Raw genomic sequence first — 22,371 nt, 5'->3', positions numbered from 1 at the left:
GGGGTATTTCTTTTGATCAAAAATTTCGATAGGAAATAATCTACATATTGAGTCCATGATCTCAAAATATCATCAGCAACCAAAATCACAGGATGCCGTCCTTGGAGGTCAAGCACCACCGCCATTGGGTGGGGTTGTTTTGGGTGGAATTGAAGGAGTCAAAAGAAGATTAGCTAGTCCTGCGATCGCGCCTAGAATTTCGGCTCTACGCGAAGCCCTAAATTATGGCGAAACTGGTTTAAATTTAATATTGCAAGGTCTGCAAGATGAATCTCTCAAAGTTCAACGTACAGCCCTATTATTACTCTGGCGTAGACCTGAGCCATATATCCGTCAAATCGTCGAGAACTATAGCCAATTTCATCTATTTGATATTGTCGATACTCTCCGAGGGCATCAAGAGTCGATCTCAACTCTAGCACTATCAGCAAATGGACGTATCTTATATAGTGCTGGGGCTGACTTCACGATTAAGGTATGGGATTTAGGCAGGGGAGACAATTCTCATCAAAGACAGAGTAAACAAATCGGTTTAATTCGTGGACATACTCACATTGTGACTTCGATCGCTCTAAGTGCTAACGGCAGAATTTTAGCGAGTGGTAGTCGCGATAAGACGATTAAACTTTGGGATGCGCGATCTGGTAAGGAGTTACTGACCTTAACGGGACATATTGGTTATGTCAATTCGGTGGCAATTACGCCCGATGGCAAGACTCTAGTTACAGGTAGCCAAGACACCACGATTAAATTGTGGGACATTAAAACTGGTCGAGAAATTCAAACCCTGAGGGGGCATACTAGCCTCGTGGATTCGGTATCGCTTAGCCCCGATGGTAAAGCGATCGCCAGTTGTAGTTGGGATACGACCATTCGTGTATGGGATATTATTTCTGGCAAGCTCCGTTGGGAATTTATCGGACATTCCGCGAGAGTTCTCTCCTTTGCAATTAGTCCCGATGGAAAGACCTTAGTCAGTGGCAGTCTCGATACACGAATTAAGGTTTGGGATTTGCAAACAGGGAGAGCAGTTCGCACCCTTGAAGGTCATTGGGGCTGGGTGAAATCGCTGATCATTAGTCGTGACGGTAAAACCCTAATTAGTGCTAGTTATAAAGAAATTCGAGTTTGGAATTTAGAAACAGGTGCACCAATTCAAGTTCTGCATGGACATATCAATCTTATTAATGCGATCGCACTTAGTCATGATGGACAGACTTTAATTAGTGGAGGCGAAGATGCAAATATTCATATCTGGGGAATTCCCTTATCATTAACCACTGCGTAATTTCTGAATTTGGCGATCGCTTTGTTGTGCCCAAGCCACATTTTTTTGCTGATTAAAATAAGCTTGTGCTTGGATAAAAGATTGAATTGCCTCTTGCTTCTTTCCTAATTTCGCTTGGGCTACCCCCAATGTATAAAAAGCCTCGGCGTAGTCCTTGCGAAATTGCAGAGCGTTACTAAGTTGTGAGATCGCCTGTTCTGTTTGTCCTTGAATGAACAAAGCTGCACCTAAATTGTAATAAGCCTCTGCATATTCAGGATTTAGCTGCACAGCTTTAGAGTAATAGGCAATCGCTTTAGGAAGATCCCCTTGAGTTTGGATTAATAAGCCTAAGTTATAAATTGTTTCAGAGGCTTGAGGATTGAGTTTTAGAGCTTGGTTCAGATTAGCGATCGCCTTATTAATATCTTTTTTTTCCTTAAAGGCTAGCCCCAGATTGTAATAGGCAACGGAAAGATTCGGATCAAGGCTAATCGCTTTTTGTAAATTGGGAATGGCTTGGTCGGGATTGCCTGACTGTAACTGAGCTGCACCCAAATTGCTATAGGCGATCGCAAACTTAGGATCAAGTCTTGTAGCTCGTTGAAAAGAATAAATAGCTGCCTTCAGATTACCTGCCTGTGCATAGGCAAGCCCAAGATTATAGTGTGCCGCAGTGAGTTCAGGATTTTTCTTAATCGCCGCTCGAAAAATGACAATAGCCCCCTCCACATTTCCTAAACGCACATAGGCATTGCCCCGCTCCAACAATTGATCGGCAGTCTCATTGGGCGGCACAACAATTTGTTGCTGTACCTGCACCTTTTGGGGTGGTTTTTGGCGTATTTGGGCGATCGCAATATCTGCCCCATAGGTACTGACTACTAAGACTGATGCGAAAATGCCAAAAACTGGTTTCATAAAATCAAATTTCGTGGTAGTGCCAGTCGAATCCCCAAATATTACAGCACTTAATGTTAAATTGAGAAGGCTAAATTGAGTAAGAAATTGGCGATCGCCTTCCAGCCCAAAGCCTTACAAATACAAGAACTGTTACCATGATTCTCGTTATCGACAATTACGACAGCTTTACTTATAACCTTGTGCAATATCTGGGCGAACTGCTCCCTGAATTTCCTGCCCTCGGTGAAATCCTAGTTAAGCGCAATGATGAAATAAATATTGAAGAAGTCAAGCAACTTAATCCCGCAGGAGTCGTAATTTCCCCAGGTCCTGGTCGTCCTGAGGAGGCGGGTGTATCACTAGATATTATTAAGGATCTTGGCGATCGGACTCCGATTCTTGGGGTTTGCCTTGGACATCAGAGTATGGGCTTGATGTATGGCGGCAAGGTGGTCTCAGCACCTTACTTGATGCATGGTAAGACATCGCAAATTTATCACAAAGGAGTTGGCATTTTAGAAGGACTAGCCAATCCATTCACGGCGACTCGATATCATAGCTTAGTGATTGATCGTCAGAACTGTCCTGATGTACTGGAAGTGACTGCATGGACTGAAGATGACATAATTATGGGAGTCCGACACAAGCAATATCCTCACATTCAAGGCGTACAATTTCATCCTGAAAGCATCTTGACTGAGGCAGGCAAAGACTTACTGAGAAACTTCTTAAAAGGACTAAGCGTCACAGTCTGAACCATCAATTAGCTCAAAATAAATCATTACTTTAAACAACATGCGCCGCAGACAAATTCTTCGACTCGCTCAAGGTGGACTCATTTCAGCATTTACCGCAGGAATCATCGCTGATGCCGCTAACTCACAAACTAACTCAACATTAAGATTGCAATGGTTAGGGCATCTGTCATTTTTAGTCTCAGGAGATGGGGTAAGGTTCTTAACGCATCCATTCCGTCCTGCGGGCTGTACTGCTAATTTGCCTGCTCCCGTAGCTGAATCTGACTATGTTTTGATTAGCTCACGGCTACTGGATGAAGGGTATTTAGAGAATTTGCCTAAAAATCAACGTGTTCTGTCAGAACCCGGTTCCTACAATCTAAAGGGGATTAACCTACAAGGAATCTCGATGGAGCACGATCGCATTGGAGGTCGTCGGTTTGGGCGCAATGTGGCATGGAAATGGAAACAATCTGGTATTTTTATAGTTCACTTGGGTAGTGCGGCTGCACCAATTAATGCGTCTCAAAGAATTTTGATTGGTCGTCCTGATGTACTGATTTTGCCCATAGGTGGTAATGAACAAGGTAATGACCCCTCACAAGCAAAAGCCTATTCACCAGTCGAGGCACAGGCGATCGTCAAAGAACTAAATCCGCGTATTGTTATTCCTGTGTATTATCGTACCGATAAATCCAGTAAGTCTTGCCAGCTAGCATCTATTGATGAATTTCTAGCGCTTATGCCTAGCGATAGTATCAAGAAATTAGAAGGATCAATTTTAGAAATTAACGCTAGTAATCTTCCTCAAAGTACAGTAATTCGGGTCTTAAAGTCATAGAAAACGGCGGCTCTTGGAGTCGCTGTTTTTATGGTGATACTCTCACCATAGTACCGACATTCACCTGACTAAATAATTCGCGCACATCCTCGTTATACATACGGATACAGCCGTGAGAGGCAGCTTGTCCCACTGATGCACGGTTAGGAGTGCCGTGAAATCCCGACCAGTTTTTGCCATCTGTCCAAAAGCCAATCCAGCGATCGCCTAGTGGATTTTCGGGATCTTTGCTAGGGATCACTTCTCCCGTAAAAGGGTTTTGCCAAGAAGGATATTCAATGGTTTGTAAAACGCGATGATTGCCTATGGGGGTACTCCAACCCTGACGACCAACTGCAACGGGATAGGTTTTTAAGGGGATTTCGCCATGAAAAGCGGTAACAGTACGGCGACTAATGCTGACTTCGAGGCTTGTTACCTGCATTAGCTCACGATCCCACAATTGGCGATTGGGATTAATTGTGTAGGGTGATTTCAAGAATGGCAGTTTTTTCTGATAGGCAAGTGCTTGATAAAGCAAAACTGCTAGTTCACTTTTAGAGAGCATATCCTTAGGTTCTAAAATGCGTGGATCGGGATAATTTGTAACTAGCCCTTCATTTGTCAGCGCCGCGATCGCAGGAACAGCATAGTCAGGAATCTGAGAAGCGTCACGGTACATTGATAGTAAATAAGCCTGAGGTGTTTTGACAGACTGATTATTTAGATTTAGCTCACGGGCAACCAGCACAAAAGCTTCTGCCTTAGTAGCTGGCTCATTCAGTCGGGTAGTAATTTTAGGAGAATTACGATTACCAAAGGCAATATCTAAGATGTTGGCTAATTCAGCACGAGTAACAGAGCGATCGGGCTGAAATTGACTAATGGAGTCAGGAGCTACTAAAACATTACTTAAAGCTTGATTAGACAATAATCCTTCGATGAACTTGCGTGCCCAATGGCTTTGTAAGTCAATGAAGAGAAATCTCGTTGATGTTTCTGAAGCCCCGAGATTTTTTGACAATGCAATGCTTTGAGTATGATCTAGATTTAGTGAGATTAAGGAAAATGCTCCAGCAGCAAGGGTAACGCGCACAAAAGCAGATAAAAGATGTTGCTGATTTTGCGATCGCATTCTCATGATTTTCAATTGCTATTGCGTTTAATGTTGACTTAATTATCCAAAGTAGCTATGAAGTCTAACATATTGCATCAAAAAGCTCCTACATCCCAAAGCCCCTATATGAAGATCTGCAAGATCTGCCCATTTCACTTGTCTAATTTTTCATGTCATTTTGGAAAATCGCGATCGCTTTGCTGAAAAACGAGATCATCTAATTCCGCCATGGTTGCTGCTGTTTTAAAGATTTATAATCTCATCCCCAAAAGTACGTGGATTGATTACTGAAGTATTTGCAATTGGGTTCAATACAAGCAAATCATTGTCTCCAGTGATCAGATGTGAAGCATTGCCATTTAGTGCTAGGTCGATAAACTTATCATCTTTCGGATCGCGACATAATTGAACTTGATTTAAAATCTCGACAAATAACCACACTGTTTTGACACGAATAGATAATCCATCAATATCTTCATGATCAATATATTTAGAAAATTTTGAGCGTCCTAAAACAGATAAAACTTCAGTGAGGGTAGCATCAGAATATAAGATAACGCCATTATCTTCTCCCCAATTCAAGACTTTGGCTGAGATAGAGCTTGGAGACAAAATTGCACTGACTAAGACATTTGTATCCAGCACTAAACGCATAGAACTATTGATCATCATTCAAAAGTTCATTTAACTTTTCTTCTGTTAAGCCACGATTTTGAGCTTTTTTGCCAATTTTATCCCTAAATTGTTGAAATTCTGCAATGTTAATGCGTGTAATGCGTTGATAGTCTTCAATAGACATAATTACAGCGACATCACGATTTTGTTTACGGATCATTACAGGCTCGCGCTGCGCTTTGTCGATAACTGAACCAAAAGATTGTTTGGCTTCTGTTGCTGAAACAATTTGCATAGATTTGCCCTTTTTCTTACATTATAGACAAAATAGACAATTTGTCTGTAACTACGACTGCGATCGCCATACAAAATGATTGTTCGATAGGTTCTAAATTGGAATCATTATTCTCAGAAGAGTTAATCCTATGTGCTTATATATCAAAGTGATAAAGGCTTTATTCTTAACTGAATTTCTGATGAATCATGTCAATTACTTTGGCTTCTTCAGGAGTCATAATGCCATCTAACATTGCAAAGTTCTGACATTGGGCAAACAAAGATAAAGCATACTCTGGCTTGATGTCCTTTAGTAACATCTCAAGTGGAAGTGGTGAATCCATATACTCAGCGATCACATCAATCGATTCTGGTCTAAGATTTGCCGCTTTCAAGTCAGCCAAAACACTTTCTTTACTTCTGCCTCGATTACCTGCCAAGATCACATGAACGAGAATTTGATCAATGATCTTTTCTTGTGGAATTGCACTTTTTAAACGTTCTTCGCTATCTTTTTGGATATCTACTAATTTTTCTTCAAAGTTGACAGGGTTCAGCTTTGCCTCATAAAAAGCACAACTAGCCTGTCCAAGGGTGTAAAGCATCACTGCTTCAGAGCTTGCAGCAATCACAGCTCCTGCAACTGGAATATTTCGTAACAGGCCTAATCCTGCTTTGATTGACATTTTGCCACCAAAAGCTAATCCGAATACTGCTACTACTTCTCCTTTTCTAGCTGGATCCTTAAGATCCATTCCGTAGGCACAGGCAATTTGATAAACCATCTCAGCTTGCAGAGAAGTTGTGGCAGCCAGATCAACTGCAAACAATGCTGCGGCAGAACCAGGGACAATCGTGGTGGCAAATCCAGATGCACCAGCAAACAAAGCTTTTTTTCCAATGATTCTTTGCGAGATTTGATAGGTTGACTCATTGGGGTATTTTTGTTTTAAGCGTTTTACCTCAGCCTCTGATGCCGTAACATCTACCTGATCTAATATTTTCAGGAACCAATCAGCATTAAAGATCTCAGCAGCTTTACGAATTAGAGGATTATTACTAACACCCTCGATCGCAGATCCAGTGCTACTAGTTGCCGAGGAAATTCCACCAACAACAGCACCACTAACTGTCTGGGTAAATGCACCAACTGCACTACCGACTGATCCTACGGTTGCCACTGCTGCTCCACTAACTGCACTACCAAAAGATCCTGCTATGCCACCAACTGCACTACCTGCACTAACGATCGCACCGCCAACATTTCCCGCAGCACTCGCAACATTACCACCTACTACACTTGCCGCCCCAGTAACCGTGCTTCCAACCGTATTAGCTACATTACTAACTGCTCCTGCGGCTCCTGCAACTGCACCAAATGCCCCGTTCAACCAATTACCTTTTTTTGTCTTGTCAGTAGTTACAGTAATTGCAGATTCAGTTGTAGAGATTTCTTCCTGTGGCTGAGAATTGTTAACGGACTCAGGCAGATTAGTCATATTCGTATTTTCAATTAATTTAATTGCTTGTGATTTAGGTTTATATTCAGGTTCGTTCTTAGTAAAAATGAAGTAAAGATTGTTCGATATCAAGCGCTTGAATACTCTTAAAATATCATTTTGACGAGGATACTGGTGATTTTGGCAAAATCAACGACGTGATATCTCTATATTTGCCACTCTTGTAGCAACGTAAACATAAAACCCAAATAAGTGAAGGCGGCATGAAGTGCCGCCTTCACTTATTTGGGTTTTGAGATGTGACACTTTTACAAAAAAATCCCCCACATTGCTGTGAGGGATTTTTTTAATTAACTAGCAAGCTAGATTAACCGAAAGCTGTTGTGGTAGAGGCAATCAGGAAGGCTGCATAAGTAACAATGTAGCCGACTGTAAAGTGAGCCAAGCCAACCAAACGAGCTTGAACGATGGATAGAGCAACAGGCTTGTCTTTCCACTGAACCAAACTTGCAAGAGGTGTGCGTTGGTGTGCCCATACTAGGGTTTCGATCAATTCTTGCCAGTAACCACGCCAAGAGATCAAGAACATGAATCCAGTTGCCCAAACTAGGTGTCCGAAGAGGAACATCCAAGCCCAAACAGAGATATTGTTCATGCCATAGGGGTTATAGCCATTGATCAACTGAGCAGAGTTGAGCCATAGGTAGTCACGGAGCCAGCCCATGATGGTGACAGAGGATTCGTTGAACTGAGCAACGTTACCTTGCCATACACCGAGGTGTTTCCAGTGCCAGTAGAAGGTTGTCCAACCGATGGTGTTCAACATCCAGAACATAGCGAGGTAGAAGGAATCCCATGCAGATATATCGCAAGTACCGCCACGACCAGGGCCGTCGCAAGGGAAGCTGTAGCCGAAGTCTTTCTTGTCTGGCATGAGCTTAGATCCACGAGCATCCAACGCGCCCTTAACCAAGATCAAGGTGGTGGTGTGTAGACCTAGAGCGATCGCATGGTGAACCAAGAAGTCGCCAGGTCCAATTGTGAGGAACAAGGAGTTGTCACCAGCATTGATACCAGCCAACCAACCAGGCAACCAAACGTTACCACTATTGGGGTAAGCAGTAGAAGCGATGCTGTTTGCGTTAGAAAGAAGAACATCAAATCCATAGAGAGCTTTACCATGAGCGGCTTGAATCCATTGTGCGAATACAGGCTCGATCAAGATTTGCTTTTCAGGAGTACCGAAAGCTTGCATTACGTCGTTGTGAACGTAGATGCCGAGGGTGTGGAAACCTAAGAAGAGAGATACCCAGCTTAAGTGAGAGATGATTGCTTCTTTATGCTCAAGCATACGTGCAAGCACGTTGTTCTTGTTAGCTTCAGGATCGTAGTCACGAACGAAGAAGATCGCACCGTGAGCAAACGCGCCAACCATCAAGAAACCAGCAATATATTGGTGATGAGTATATAGAGCAGCTTGAGTGGTGAAGTCCTTAGCGATGAACGCATAGGAAGGCATCGAGTACATGTGCTGAGCAACCAAGGAAGTTACAACACCTAAGCAAGCCAAGTGCCAACCAAGTTGGAAGTGAAGCGAGTTGTTGTAAGTGTCATAGATACCCTTGTGACCTTCGCCGATCATGCCACCAAAAGGAGTGCCTTTAGGAGGATTATGGGCTTCCATGATGGTCTTCATGCTGTGACCGATACCAAAGTTGGTGCGGTACATGTGACCAGCAACGATGAATAGTACTGCGATCGCCAAGTGGTGATGGGCAATATCAGTCAACCAAAGAGCTTCTGTTTGAGGATGGAAGCCACCCAAGAAGGTCAAGATTGCTGTACCTGCACCTTGAGCTGTTCCGAAGACATGACCTGCGGTATCAGGATTCTGAGCATATACACCCCAGTTACCAGTGAAGAAAGGTGCAAGACCTGCTGGATGAGGAGGTACGCTCAAGAAGTTTTCCCAACCAACATGAACGCCACGGGCTTCAGGAATAGCTACGTGAACCAAGTGACCAGTCCAAGCCAAAGAGCTAACACCGAACAAACCAGCCAAGTGGTGGTTGAGACGGGATTCAGCATTCTTGAACCAAGAAAGGCTAGGACGGAAGCTGGGTTGTAGGTGCAACCAACCTGCAAATAGCAGGAGAGAAGCAAAAATCAACATCCAGATTGCGCCGCCAAATAGCTCTTGGTTGCTACGCATACCAATGGTGTACCACCACTGATAAACGCCAGAGAGAGCAATATTTACAGGACCAGCAGCATCGGTTTGTGTAAACGCTTCAACTGCTGCCTTACCAAAGTGAGGGTCCCAAATCGCATGGGCGATAGGACGAGTGGTGAGAGGATTTTTAATCCATTGCTCGAAGTTACCCTGCCACGCTACGTGAAACAGGTTGCCAGATGTCCACAGGAAGATGATTGCCAAGTGTCCGAAGTGAGAAGCAAAGATCTTTTGATAAAGACTTTCTTCGGTGACACCATCATGACTTTCAAAGTCGTTCGCTGTGGCGATCGCATACCAGATCCGACGGGTTGAAGGATCCTGTGCGAGAGCCTGGCTAAACTTAGGAAATTTCGTTGCCATTTTTACTTCAATTTCTCCGTTTAAATTTAAGCCAGTTTACCCAAGTGCACCGTAACGGGCTAGGAAGAATGCCCAAGTTGTGGCAATTCCACCTAAGAGGTAGTGAGCCAAGCCTACTGCACGACCTTGAGTAATGCTCAAAGCGCGAGGAGAGATAGCAGGAGCTACGTTGAGCTTGTTATGTGCCCATACGATTGACTCGATGAGTTCTTGCCAGTAGCCACGACCACTGAACAGGAACATGAGGCTGAATGCCCAGATGAAGTGAGCACCCAAGAAGATCAAGCCATAAGCCGACAATGCCGAACCGTAGGATTGAATTACATTGGAAGCTTGTGCCCACAAGAAGTCACGCAACCAACCATTGATGGTCAATGCGCTTTGTGCAAAGTTGCCGCCTGCCATGTTGGTGACAGTGCCACTTGCATCGACAGTACCGAAGATATCAGACTGCATTTTCCAAGAGAAATGGAAGATAACAACGGAAATACAGTTGTACATCCAGAACAAGCCGAGGAATACGTGATCCCATGCCGAAACTTGGCATGTGCCGCCACGACCAGGACCGTCGCAAGGGAAACGGAAACCTAGTTCTGCCTTGTCTGGAATCAAGCGAGAGTTACGAGCGTAAAGAACACCCTTAAGGAGGATCAATACGGTGACGTGGATGGTAAACGCATGGATATGGTGTACCAAGAAGTCAGCAGTACCAAGAGCCATGTGAGCGGCAGCAACCTTGCCACCAACAACTACAGTGTCACCACCAAAAATGGGGCTAACACTAGAAGTTGCGTAAGGAGCAGTTACACCAGCAGCAGCAGCATGGAAGCCTTGAATCCAGTTAGCGAAGACGGGCTTCAACTGAATTGCTGTGTCAGAGAACATATCTTGAGGACGACCCAATGCACGCATGGTATCGTTGTGGATGTAAAGACCGAAGCTGTGGAAACCAAGGAAAATACATACCCAGTTGAGATGGGAAATAATAGCGTCGCGGTGACGGATTACGCGATCAAGCAAGTTATTTACATTCTTAGCAGGATCGTAATCGCGAACCATGAAAATACCAGCGTGAGCTGCACCACCACAGATCAAGAATCCACCAATCCACATGTGATGTGTGAATAGAGAGATTTGAGTAGCATAGTCAGTGGCAATGTAGGGGTAAGCAGGCATCGCATACATGTGTTGTGCAACGATGATGCTCAAAGAACCCATCAAAGCTAAGTTCCAAGAAAGTTGAGCATGCCAAGAGGTTGTGAAGATTTCATACAATCCCTTGTGACCTTCACCAGTTAGAGGTCCCTTGTGAGCTTCGAGGATTTCCTTCATACTGTGACCGATACCCCAGTTGGTGCGGTACATATGTCCAGCGATGATGAAAAGTGTAGCGATCGCAAGGTGATGGTGAGCTTGGTCAGTCAACCACAAAGAACCAGTTTGAGGATTTAAACCACCCTTGAAAGTCAAGAAGTCTGCATAAGCGCCCCAGTTCAAAGTGAAGAAAGGAGTTACGCCTTGAGCAAAGCTAGGGAAAATATCCGACATCAAGGAAGGATTAAGAATGAACTCATGGGGTGCAGGAATCTGACTAGCAGCTACGCCCTTGTCAAGGTAATAGTTGACAGGAATCGAAACGTGGATCTGATGTCCAGCCCAAGCGAGAGAACCTAAACCGAGCAAACCAGCCAAGTGGTGGTTCATCATCGATTCAGCATTCTTAAACCACTCAAGTTTAGGAGCTGACTTGTGGTAGTGGAACCAACCAGCGAAGAACATCAAACCTGCCATCACCAAACCGCCAATTGCGGTGCAGAGGAGTTGATACTCCGTGGTGATACCAGATGCTCTCCAGAGGTGGAACAAACCAGAAGTGATTTGAATACCTTGGAAACCACCACCAACATCTCCGTTCAAGATATCTTGACCGAAAACGTTCCAGACCACTTGGGCACTGGGCTTGATGCTGACAGGATCAGACAACCAAGCGGTGTAGTTAGAGAATTTGGCTCCATGGTAGTACATACCACTGAGCCAAATGAAGACAATACCTAGATGCCCAAAATGAGCGGAGAAGATCTTACGGGCAGTATCTTCTTCGGTTGTGAAACTGTCAAAGTCATGCACATTGGCATGAAGATCCCAAATCCATGTTGTTGTCTTTGGTCCCTTCTTAAGGGTGCGATCAAAGTGACCAGGTTGTCCCCACTTCTCAAAGGAAGTTGGGACTACGTCACGATCAACCGATACCTTTACCTCTGTGTCTGGCTTTTGAGGAGTCATTGTCATGTAAATTTTCCTCTCTCAGACTGTTAAGACAAAGTAGATTAAACGATTAGGCAAGCTCTCTCATAGTGCTGAATCTATGAATGAGATAAGTACTGCTGTACAAGAGTCGCTGTGCCACGATGAGGTAATTATAGGTTTAGGGTTGTGTCGCTCCAGAGAGTTTGTAACAATTGTTTAGAATGTCTCTAGCTACCGCAATCCTTTATCCCGCAATAAATTGAGATGACTAACTATTGATTATTAAGTAAACCCATTCTATAAACTTCTTAATAAAACTTTGTTTATAAGAATAATATGTGCGATTGATGCCTTTATTGAGAATGATCTTGTAATTACTCTAAAGGTTGGTGAAGCTCCAAAATTGTTGAAGCTAAGATAGGCGTACAGAGGTAGCCAGTAATAACTGGTGATATGGAGGATTTTATGCCTAATGATTTACCCAAAAACTTTCTCGATCAGTTGCGTGAAATGACTGTCGTTGTTGCAGATACGGGTGATATCCATGCGATCGAAATGGTGAAGCCCCAAGATGCAACTACTAATCCATCTTTGATTACGGCTGCTGCCCAAATGCCTCAGTATCAGGAAATTGTTGATGAAACGCTCTTAGAGGCAAGAAAAGACCTAGGGAAAAATGCCCTACCTGCTCAGGTAGTTTCTTTGGCTTTCGATCGCTTAGCGATCGCCTTTGGCATGAGAATTTTGCAAATTATTCCCGGACGTGTTTCGACTGAGGTAGATGCACGACTTTCCTATAACACTGAAGCAACTATAGCTAAGGCGCATTATTTGATTTCTCAGTATGAAGCCCATGGAATTTCCCGTGAGCGGGTCTTAATCAAAATTGCTGCCACTTGGGAAGGGATTAAGGCGGCTGAGGAGTTGGAAAAAGAAGGTATTCATTGTAATTTGACCTTGCTATTTGGATTGCACCAAGCGATCGCCTGTGCTGAAGCAGGAGTGAAATTAATTTCTCCCTTTGTGGGGCGCATCCTCGATTGGTACAAAAAAGATACGGGTCGCGATAGTTACCCCGCTCACGAAGACCCAGGGGTATTGTCAGTGTCGCGAATTTATAACTACTACAAAAAGTTTGGCTATAAAACGGAAATTATGGGTGCAAGTTTCCGCAATATGGGCGAGATAGTGGAGTTAGCAGGTTGTGATCTCCTCACCATTTCTCCTGCTTTGCTAGATGAGTTGCAGCATACAGAGGGAAATCTAGTCCGTAAGCTTGATCCCACGATCGCTGCTCAATCTGAGATTGCCAAGATCCCCATGGACAAGGCGACATTTGATGCTATGCACGCTAGCGATCGCATGGCATCTGAGAAACTTGATGAAGGGATTAAAGGCTTCTCCAAAGCACTGGTCACACTCGAAGAATTGTTAACCGAAAGATTAACCAAACTCGAAGAACCATTACTTGCCGCAGTATAGGGTTCCCAGTCTGGGGCGTTATAAAGGTTTGTTTCCCAGTCAAGGGTTGGGGAAACAAACCTCAGTTAACGAAAAATCTTGTCAATTCAAGGTTGAGAAAATAATAAGTGGTGGCGCAAAGCGCCACCACTTATTATTTTGGGTTTTGGCATGTATCACGAATTGTGAAGTTGCGATTGTTATATACTTGCGATTATGTCGCCACATTTGCCAGATCCCCTATCTCCTAACAAAAGCAGAGTATATAAGGCTCTGATAGAGCAGTTTGATCTATTACTTCGGGCAAAATATCCACTTATATATATAGTGACTGCCGAAGAAGAGCCAGTCGAAGAGATTTTAACGGAGGTGGCTTTACAATCTAGCCCCAGTCGTCGCATTTTGTTTTGGGATATTGCGAGAGGGTGGAGTGACAATAATGCTGATAAGGGATCGGTGATGGCAGCTTTGTCAAGGATTGCTCAGCGCGATAAAGCAACTAAAGATGGGGATAACGTTTTATATGTATTGCGGGATTTGCATCCGATCCTTAAATATCCACATAGTGAGCGCCATATCCCCATGATTCGTGAGTTAAAGAATCTGGCAAGGGATTTGAAGCGAGATCGCCGCACAATTGCCCTGACTAGCCATACTTTAGAAATCCCTGCTGAATTAACGGAAGAAGTCACAGCGATCGACTTTCCTTTACCTGCGATCGCTGAGATCGAATATTTAATTCAACAAAAAATTTCCTCTAATAAACTGAATTTGTCTAACTTAGCTTGGGAGCAATTGGTTAAGGCTTGTCAGGGGCTGAGCCGAACTCGTATTCAAAGGGTTTTAGCTAAGGCGATCGCCGAAAAGGAAGAAGTTAATGACTCAGATATTGATGCGGTACTTGCAGAAAAGCAACAAGCAATCAGACAGACGGGCATTTTAGAATTTTTTACGGTGAATGAGTCCCTCAAAAATGTAGGGGGATTAGACAATCTCAAGCAATGGGTGCGGATTCGTCGCGATGCCTTTACTGAAGAGGCTAAGCGTTATGGTATTCCTACACCTAAGGGTGTTTTGCTAGTCGGTATTCAAGGCACTGGTAAGTCGCTATCGGCGAAAACGATCGCTAACGAATGGCGTTTACCTCTGCTGCGGTTAGATATAGGGCGATTATTTGGGAGTTATGTCGGTGAAAGTGAAAGCCGAATGCGACAGATGATTCAACTTGCCGAGGCAACAGCACCCTGTGTATTGTGGATTGACGAGATCGACAAAGCCTTTGGTAATGCCAATGTGGCAATTGATGGTGACTCTGGGGCAAGTCGGCGAGTATTTGGCTCACTAATTACATGGATGCAGGAAAAAACTGCACCTGTATTTATTGTCGCTACTGCCAATAATGTGCGAATTTTGCCCGCTGAACTTTTACGCAAGGGGCGGTTTGATGAAATTTTCTTTTTGAATTTACCGACTGAATCGGAACGTCAAGAAATTTTTAAAGTGCATTTACAAAAATTGCGCCCCAGTCGGTTACGCGATTTTGATCTGATGCTTTTAGCTCGCCATACCAAAAACTTTAGTGGAGCAGAGATTGAGCAGGTAATTATTGATGGTATTCATCGTGCTTTTGGTCGTGGTAGCAGTGGCAACCGCGAAGATTTCACCACTGAAGATATTATTAGTGCGATTGAGGAAACAGTGCCATTAGCAGCGATCGCTTCTCAGCAAATCGAGTCTCTCAAGCAATGGGCGGCGGAGTCGGGGGCACGTACTGCCTCTAATGATGAGGAATTGCTACAAGAATTAAGAAAATTTGCAATTAACCTAGAATAAAGGGAGCGTAAAGCGCTCTTTTTCCTTGAGATTTTATGTCCCACTTTACTACGATCGCCGTCGAAATCAAAAATGGGGACTTGCTGAAACAAGCCTTAGAAGAGCTTGGCTATCCCGTCAAACAAAATACTTTAGTACGAGGATATCTAGGGAATACCACTAATGCTGAATATGTGATCCCCATGCCCAATGCCTATGATCTGGGCTTTCGCAAGGTTGGCGATCGCTATGAATTAATTGCTGATATGTGGGGTGTCGCAATGAATGTGGAGGAGTTTTTAGGAGAACTAAATCAGCAATATGCGACTAAAACAGTTTTACAAAGTGCAACTCAACAGGGGTTTGCGATCGAGCAGCAAGAGATATTAGAAGATGGCACGATCAGGATTGTGATTGGACGTTGGGCATAATCAAGCAATACTTCGTGGTGCTTTCTAAAATTTAGTCAGAATTGCGGAATAGGGTTAAAACTGGAACGCAGGCTCCAATACATGAGGCGATCGCACCAATCCCTGAAAAGATATGTGGGGCTTGCACATACTTGACGACTTCGTCGGTAGCGAGAGGCAAAGTTGCGAGCAGCACACACGACACACCTAAGCGAACTGCTAATTGATGAATCATGCTTAATACTTGAATTCTACTAGTTTTTAATCTATGGATATCTCACACTAGGTTGACAAGGGGGGATCGTCATCTATAAATAGGGTGATATATGGGCATCGAAACGTTGCCTGAATGTCAAGTTCTGTTAAAAAGTGTATTTAAACTATATTTAAACCGATTTTAAGGCGATTTTTAAATAATTATTAACTTGAGCTAAGCAATGTAACAGGCTTTTAATCTACATTTATAACCCAAAAATAAATTGCAAATAATTCATAAATTCATTTATAAATTATGGATAACAGCCAAGCCCTTAAATTTAGGTTTAGCAAAATAATAACCTTGAAATAGTTCTATCCCAAAAGATTGTAAAATCGTTAACTCTTCATAGGTTTCTACACCTTCAGCAATAACCTTAATGGCTAGTTCATTACATACTTGAACGATTCCCTTTACAATTGCTTGGCGGTTCTTATTATGGGAAATATCTCTAATTAATCCCATATCTAACTTGACGAGATCAGTTTGAAAATCAGCTAATAAGTTAAGTCCAGAATAGCCTGCACCAAAATCATCGATCGCTGTTAAAAAGCCTGTATCCCGATAATATTGAATAATTTCACGCAGATGAACATGATCGGTTATTTTTTCACCTTCAGTAAATTCAAAGATAATCTGTTTTACAGGAAATCCAAAGGTTTCGGCTGCCTCAATCGTTGTGCGAATACATAATTCGGGTCGATAAACTGCATTGGGTAAAAAATTAATACTAATAAAGGAATCAATATTTAGAGCCGCACCCAATTGCACCGCTTTGACACGGCAAGCCTGATCAAAACGGTAGCGATTTTCATCATTAATACACCCTAAAATTTCTCCAGCAGGTTCTTCGTTTGTGCCTCTTACTAGAGCTTCTTGAGCAAAAACTTTTTTGGATGTAGTATCAACGATTGGTTGAAATGCCATTGTGAAGTCAAACCCCAACCCTGCCCCTTTTGTACATTCCCAACAGCCAATTGATTTATATTCTTGGTCGTCTTTCATTTCGATCTACCTAAATCGCCATAGTCTAGCTATTGCTTTAACAATCCAGAATTTGCCATACGATATTACATTCTTTCTCGATCTATGCATCAAAAGTCTACCTTTTTTTATCAGGTTTAGGTTGAAAGAACCAAAATCAATGTACCAAATACTTTTAGACAATCCTATGCGTTTTGAGTTTGAGAGGATTGTCATGAAGGATTACAAGACTAGAGGCAGAAGAAAACTACTGGGCATAGTAAGCGATCGCTAACGTAGAAAGCATGGTCAGAAGCAACTATCACAAAATCACTATTTTCTAACCTCAAGGCTGATACATAGATGGAATGCCCCCCATAAATCTTTTGGCTGAATATTTGTATCGGGAAAGTGAAAACCAAAAATATAGTGTTTCCCAATCTACTAGGGTAAAAAGGGAATTAATAACCTTTTTCGTCTAGCTAGCCCGCATCCTACTAGATTCAAAAAATGTTACAGCACTTTTCTCTTTATTAAGATATATAGGCAGACCTAAATCATTTGTAGATATTTGGGTTTGTGGAAGCTTAACCCGAATGTTTACGCTTCCACAAACTATTTAGGATTGCTATATCTCTACAATCTTCTTCATAAATTCCTCTTGCAAAGAGGAGTTTGATCGCCAAATTTTTATAAAAAGAAAGGCTTATATTTTACAAACAAATTAGCACTAATAGCATTACAATAAATGGATAAGCGGGGGAATGAAATCATAATAACTACCTAAACAATGTAAACAATTTAAACCTAATCTAGCTGAGGTAAAGCAAGATGTTAGTTGAGTTGGATGATGCCCAAAGTCTCGGCTCTATAATTGATGACAAGCAAACTAAGCTTAACTTTCTTATAGCGCTTTGTGCTGTAAGAAATTCTAGAGAAATACTTGAAATTATTAATTTGTAACACTTTCAAAACATTTCACTATGTCATTTTCCAATCTAGTGATGGGTTGCTTTCTCCGCTTTTAAAATGAAAAATAACTTCTATAACTCGGTTGCTTGAAAACCGCTATATAGAAAAATTCAACGTAGATGGTGGAGACGGGGATGGAAAAGCTTTTACGTTAAGGATGCCTCAACGCATTAATTTAAAAATATAGTTGCAGGAGGGAATTTATGAATGATCACAATCTTAAATCTAAGAATAAACTCAATCAATCTAGTCGCACAGGATTTCTTTCTATCCCTTTACGATCGCTGATCGTGATACCCTTTGTTCTGCAAACATTTGTGGCAGTGGGGTTAACTGCTTGGCTATCATTACGAAATGGAAGAGAAGCAGTAAATAATGTTGCCTCTCAACTACGGACTGAGGCAAGTAATAATATTGAGAACCAATTTAACCACTATTTTGAACAGTTGTATTCTCTTTTCGATCTTGTAGTTGCTGATCTCGCTAATGAGGAGGGGTATTTTGATGATTTGTCTAGTTTAGATAAATACCTATTAAATTTGGTAAATATTGCACCAAGTGGACTCTGGCAGGTTGGAAAGCCCAATGGAGATTTTATCCTATATCAAAAATTAGAAGATGGTCAGAACATAGTTAAGATTCGCGATCAAACGACCATACCAAATCGGTTTGTCTATAAACTTAATCCTCAAGGGCAGCGTACAGACTTAATTGCCAAAGAAAAATTTGATCCTCGCGATCGCCCTTGGTATAAACAGGCAATCAACAATACAAAAGCTAGTTGGACTCAGATCTTTTCCCTAGCACGCTCTCAAAAACCTGCATTGGGGTTGAGTTTGAGCCAAGCATTATATCGAAATGCTAATCAACAGGACTTGCTGGCGGTCATAAGTGTAACCTTGGATCTAGAAAATCTGACTCGTGTCATCAAAGATAAAGATCTCCAGATTACTCGAAATAGTGAAGTATTTGCGATTGAACGTGAAACAGAAGATTTACTTGCCAGTTCTAAGATCTCACAACCATTCATTATTAAAGGCAATAAGGCAATTAAAATCCAAGCAGCAATTCTCATTATGAAAAATTAACTACTGTTGGGAGGGAGATCTAACTCCAAACCTTGAATCATAAAAGTCAAAAGATGATCCCAACTATCAAAAACAAGATATCGAGTCAAGGCGCGTAAATCGTTAAAAAAGGTTTTGCGGGTTGGCAAATGAGAGCGCAATAACTGGTACTTGTCATCGACCAATTCCAATAACGTGTGAAATAGTAGGGACAAAATATTGAGGGTGGCTAGGAATGAAGCAAGATGCTCCTTGCCATGTCCAAAGTTGTGTTCTAGGTTGTAGCCCTTAGTTTTGAGAGTATTGTTATTCTCATTTTCCACTTTCCAACGAGTACGACCAGCCAGCACGATTTCCACCACTGTTTGCTCAGTAATCAGGTGATTGGTGGCAAAAGAGTTTTTGTAAACTACCTTGCCATCAGGTCTAGTCACAGTTAGTTCACACCAGTTAACCAGCAAAGCATCGTCACCATCTTTGATAGGTAGCCCATTGACATATTGGTAGGTATAGGTCTCTTGAACTTTCCCTGTCCACTTATTGACAACCACCGTTGGCAAAGCAATCCCTTCTATATGCTCATAGATAGTGGGGTGAGATTCGGGGCGGCAGACTAAGATGAAGTTGAACTGTTGCTCTAATAGCATTTGGCAGAGGGGTTGGCGAGAATAAAGGTCATCACCCAAAACAGTTACCTTGAATGCACTGTACTTACTGCCATGTTGTAACAACCATCTTTTGGCGGCTGTATTCTCACAGTCTTGCTTGTCATTTCCATCCTGCGGCACAATAAATTCTGGTACTAGGGGAATCACTTGCGATTGATGTGGACTGACGATAACTGGCGTAACTACGCTATGAAAATAATGAATTTCTCCTGATTTCATTTTCCTACTCGAACAATGGTGACAGTGTATTTGTTTTGAACTAAAGTACTCTGTCCCATCTAGCGCCATTAATAGATTGTTGGCGAATCCTCGAAATCCTTGCAGTTTCCCCTTTTGCTCTATCGTCTCCAAGATTGTCTCGAACACTGGAAACATTTCTTTAGGTTGCACTGGGTCTAGCAAGTCTCGGATATGGTTATCCGTTGGTATTTTATGCACCCCAAATAAACTTTGGGCGTTGCTTCGCCCTTTTGTCTGCTCCATTGTCCGCTGGTAAGACAAGAATGATGGACTTTGAGTGAAAAATACACTGAATGCACTCATGGCTGCATCTTCCATGCCATAGCGACTATTTTTGCCTGTCCGCTTGTCTGGCAATGATTCTAGTTGTTGTCGGAAAATTTCTACAATTCTGTCGAATGAGCCTTGTGCTTTCAAAGCTCTTCCCCTAAATCAATCATCATGTTATTTACAATATCCCTATATCAACGGTTTGACTAGCCTTCGTTCATAATGAGAATTGCTGAAATCCAAGCTTCTCAAAGCCCAGATTATCTACTTCAATCTACAATTAAACATTTAACTAAATCCTCTCAAGGAGTTAGAGGGATTTCAGCGAGACAACAACTAGATTTTGATCTGGATGGCAAAAGACAGTTTGTGGAAGTATTCCCCATCAAAGATCAGCGTGGTATTGACTGGATCATTGTCCTCGTCGTACCTGAAGATGATTTTATGGAGACAATCAATAAAAATACTACTTTTACCATATTGCTTTGTCTGCTCACTTTATTGGCTACTATTGGCATTGGGGTCTTTAGTTCGCGTTTGATTGTTGCACCGATGAAAAAACTAACGACCGCCGCTAAAGCGATCGCTGAAGGTGACTTAGAACAGGAAGTAAATACTCATGGAGTTTTAGAAGCGGAGGTTTTGGCTAATTCCTTTAACCAGATGTCATTACAACTCAAAGAATCCTTTGAGGTACTAGAGCAAAGAGTTGCAGATAGAACCATTGAATTAAGTCAGGCTAAAGAACTTGCCGATGCTGCCAATCAAGCCAAAAGTGAATTCTTGGCAAGTATGAGCCATGAGCTACGCACACCCCTCAATGGGATCTTGGGCTATACTCAAATTCTCAGTCGCTCGAAGGCAATCACAACAAAAGAACGTCAAGGGATTGATATTATTCATCAATGTGGTTCTCACCTATTAACCCTTATTAATGACATTTTAGATTTATCCAAAATAGAAGCGCGCAAGTTGGAAATCACTTCGCAGGCAATTCATCTGCAATCCTTTCTGCAAGGTGTAGTAGAGATCTGTCGATTACGAGCCGAGAAAAAAGGGATTCAACTTATTGTTAACTTGGATAAAGATCTACCAGAGGGCATTTTTGTTGATGATAAGCGGCTACGACAAGTTTTAATTAATTTAATCGGTAATGCCATTAAATTTACCGATCAAGGAAATGTCACGCTTAGTATCCAAAACTTAAGCTCTCAAAATATTTCAAATCAAATATCCTCAAGCTCTGAGCAATTTGCAATATCTACACAAGTATTGCTGCGTTTTCAAGTAGAAGATACGGGAATTGGCATTGATAATCGTTATAAAGAAAAAATCTTTGATGCTTTTGAACAGGTTGGCAACAAGAAACGCCAAGTGGAAGGAACAGGCTTAGGTTTGGCAATCAGTCAAAGAATTATAGGTTTAATGGGAAGTCGCATTGAAGTTAGTAGCGAATTAGGACGAGGCAGTACTTTTAGCTTTGATATAGTTTGTGAAACCACTAGTAGTTTTGAGCAGAAAGTATTAGCTGAGAATGGTAGTCAAATAGTGGGATATGAAGGTGAACCTCGACATTTACTAGTCGTAGATGATCGTTGGGAAAATCGTTCGGTACTTGCTAATTTATTAACAGCTATAGGGTTTGAAGTTGATGAAGCGGGGAATGGGCAAGAGGCTTTAACTCAAATTAGGCAAAAGTCTTACGATCTGATCATTACAGATATCATTATGCCAGTTATGGATGGCTTTGAGCTTTTGAGAAAAATCCGTAATGACATGGCAATTAAGGATTTAGTCGTGATTGTATCCTCAGCATCAGTATCGGATACGGAGCAACAAAAAACTGAAGAAATGGGTGGCAATGCTTTCTTGGCAAAGCCTATCAACGTTGATGATTTATTACAGTTAATCTCTAAATATTTACAACTGACATGGAAATATGAAGAAGTAACAAAACTACCTAACTTTACAGAGAATCAAACCAGTGATCTAGAGATAATTGCACCTCCATCTGAGGATTTGCGTATTCTCTTAGGATTATCCCAAAAAGGAATGTTTCTTAAGTTTACGCAACATCTAGAACTAATTAGCCAAAAGAGCGATCGCTATCAACCTTTTATCCAAAAATTAACCCAAATGGCAATGGAATTTGAAGGTGAATTAATTGAGAGTACGATTCTTAAATATCTTGAAATTAGTTAAGTTTAATCTCAA

The 22,371-nt window shown here is 42.0% G+C and carries 18 protein-coding genes; 8 read left to right on the top strand and 10 right to left on the bottom strand.

All coding sequences use genetic code 11. From position 1 onward, the window contains the following. Positions 1-55 precede the first annotated feature (55 nt). A complete protein-coding gene (locus tag HC246_RS12755; protein WP_169363717.1) occupies positions 56-1,288 on the top strand; it encodes a WD40 repeat domain-containing protein in 1,233 nt (410 codons plus the stop codon). Here the strand turns inward: HC246_RS12755 and HC246_RS12750 are convergent. Then, complete coding sequence (locus HC246_RS12750; protein WP_169363716.1) at positions 1,274-2,188, bottom strand: tetratricopeptide repeat protein; 915 nt, start codon at positions 2,186-2,188, stop codon at positions 1,274-1,276. The genes HC246_RS12755 and HC246_RS12750 overlap by 15 nt on opposite strands. 137 nt (positions 2,189-2,325) lie before the next feature. Here HC246_RS12750 and HC246_RS12745 point away from each other — a divergent pair, with 137 nt between their 5' ends. Together HC246_RS12745 and HC246_RS12740 are read left to right on the top strand one after the other, a co-directional pair. Continuing rightward, positions 2,326-2,925 carry an anthranilate synthase component II gene (locus HC246_RS12745; protein ID WP_169363715.1) on the top strand — a complete coding sequence of 200 codons (600 nt, stop codon included), beginning with the start codon at positions 2,326-2,328 and terminating at the stop codon, positions 2,923-2,925. A 40-nt stretch (positions 2,926-2,965) separates the two neighbouring features. Beyond that, the gene (locus tag HC246_RS12740) at positions 2,966-3,748 is read left to right on the top strand and encodes an MBL fold metallo-hydrolase (protein WP_169363714.1); all 783 of its coding nucleotides are present in this window, start codon (positions 2,966-2,968) and stop codon (positions 3,746-3,748) included. A 28-nt stretch (positions 3,749-3,776) separates the two neighbouring features. Here the strand turns inward: HC246_RS12740 and HC246_RS26405 are convergent, their stop codons facing one another. From HC246_RS26405 to psaA, 6 genes are all read right to left on the bottom strand, one after another. Then, positions 3,777-4,868 (bottom strand): L,D-transpeptidase, encoded by a 1,092-nt coding sequence (locus tag HC246_RS26405; protein ID WP_263972515.1) that lies wholly within the window; start codon positions 4,866-4,868, stop codon positions 3,777-3,779. 219 nt (positions 4,869-5,087) lie between these two features. Next, positions 5,088-5,516 (bottom strand): putative toxin-antitoxin system toxin component, PIN family, encoded by a 429-nt coding sequence (locus tag HC246_RS12730; protein ID WP_211167699.1) that lies wholly within the window; start codon positions 5,514-5,516, stop codon positions 5,088-5,090. Beyond that, a complete protein-coding gene (locus HC246_RS12725; protein ID WP_169363712.1) occupies positions 5,503-5,754 on the bottom strand; it encodes a type II toxin-antitoxin system Phd/YefM family antitoxin in 252 nt (83 codons plus the stop codon). Before HC246_RS12725 ends, HC246_RS12730 begins: the two co-directional genes overlap by 14 nt. A 166-nt stretch (positions 5,755-5,920) precedes the next feature. Further along, positions 5,921-7,234, bottom strand: coding sequence for an EcsC family protein (locus HC246_RS12720; protein ID WP_169363711.1), 1,314 nt, complete (start codon positions 7,232-7,234; stop codon positions 5,921-5,923). 328 nt (positions 7,235-7,562) lie between these two features. Then, positions 7,563-9,791 carry a photosystem I core protein PsaB gene (psaB, locus tag HC246_RS12715; protein ID WP_169363710.1) on the bottom strand — a complete coding sequence of 743 codons (2,229 nt, stop codon included), beginning with the start codon at positions 9,789-9,791 and terminating at the stop codon, positions 7,563-7,565. A gap of 36 nt (positions 9,792-9,827) precedes the next feature. Next, positions 9,828-12,080 carry a photosystem I core protein PsaA gene (gene psaA / locus HC246_RS12710; RefSeq protein WP_169363709.1) on the bottom strand — a complete coding sequence of 751 codons (2,253 nt, stop codon included), beginning with the start codon at positions 12,078-12,080 and terminating at the stop codon, positions 9,828-9,830. Between the two features lie 423 nt (positions 12,081-12,503). On the opposite strand from psaA, the gene HC246_RS12705 reads away from it, so the two are divergent. The 3 genes from HC246_RS12705 (at position 12,504) to HC246_RS12695 (ending at position 15,742) form a co-directional block, all read left to right on the top strand. Beyond that, positions 12,504-13,520: a transaldolase gene (locus tag HC246_RS12705; RefSeq protein ID WP_169363708.1), complete on the top strand. Its 1,017-nt coding sequence runs from the start codon at positions 12,504-12,506 to the stop codon at positions 13,518-13,520. Positions 13,521-13,715: 195 nt separating this feature from the next. Beyond that, on the top strand, positions 13,716-15,332 hold the full coding sequence (locus tag HC246_RS12700; protein ID WP_169363707.1) for an AAA family ATPase: 1,617 nt from the start codon (positions 13,716-13,718) through the stop codon (positions 15,330-15,332). A 35-nt stretch (positions 15,333-15,367) separates the two neighbouring features. Then, entirely contained in the window at positions 15,368-15,742 is a 375-nt protein-coding gene (locus tag HC246_RS12695; protein WP_169363706.1) for a DUF1257 domain-containing protein, read from the top strand. Between the two features lie 31 nt (positions 15,743-15,773). Here HC246_RS12695 and HC246_RS12690 read toward each other — a convergent pair whose 3' ends face one another. Both HC246_RS12690 and HC246_RS12685 read right to left on the bottom strand, forming a co-directional pair. Then, positions 15,774-15,956, bottom strand: a complete 183-nt coding sequence (locus tag HC246_RS12690) for a hypothetical protein (RefSeq protein ID WP_169363705.1) — start codon at positions 15,954-15,956, stop codon at positions 15,774-15,776. 267 nt (positions 15,957-16,223) lie between these two features. After that, entirely contained in the window at positions 16,224-16,982 is a 759-nt protein-coding gene (locus HC246_RS12685; RefSeq protein WP_169363704.1) for an EAL domain-containing protein, read from the bottom strand. 1,133 nt (positions 16,983-18,115) lie between these two features. Between HC246_RS12685 and HC246_RS12680 the strand changes: the two genes are divergently transcribed. Next, entirely contained in the window at positions 18,116-19,000 is an 885-nt protein-coding gene (locus HC246_RS12680) for a cache domain-containing protein (RefSeq protein WP_169363703.1), read from the top strand. On the opposite strand, the gene HC246_RS12675 is transcribed toward HC246_RS12680, so the two are convergent. Then, positions 18,997-20,277, bottom strand: a complete 1,281-nt coding sequence (locus tag HC246_RS12675) for an ISNCY family transposase (RefSeq protein ID WP_169364411.1) — start codon at positions 20,275-20,277, stop codon at positions 18,997-18,999. The two genes, HC246_RS12680 and HC246_RS12675, sit on opposite strands and share 4 nt — an antisense overlap. Positions 20,278-20,379: 102 nt before the next feature. Here HC246_RS12675 and HC246_RS12670 point away from each other — a divergent pair, with 102 nt between their 5' ends. Further along, positions 20,380-22,359 (top strand): response regulator, encoded by a 1,980-nt coding sequence (locus tag HC246_RS12670; protein ID WP_169363702.1) that lies wholly within the window; start codon positions 20,380-20,382, stop codon positions 22,357-22,359. Positions 22,360-22,371 lie beyond the last annotated feature (12 nt).

Origin of the sequence: Pseudanabaena yagii GIHE-NHR1, assembly GCF_012863495.1 — a bacterium.
Taxonomy (GTDB): Bacteria; Cyanobacteriota; Cyanobacteriia; order Pseudanabaenales; family Pseudanabaenaceae; genus Pseudanabaena; species Pseudanabaena yagii.
The sequence above is the reverse complement of the archived record's forward strand: the minus strand, read 5'-3'. Positions and strand labels throughout refer to the sequence as shown.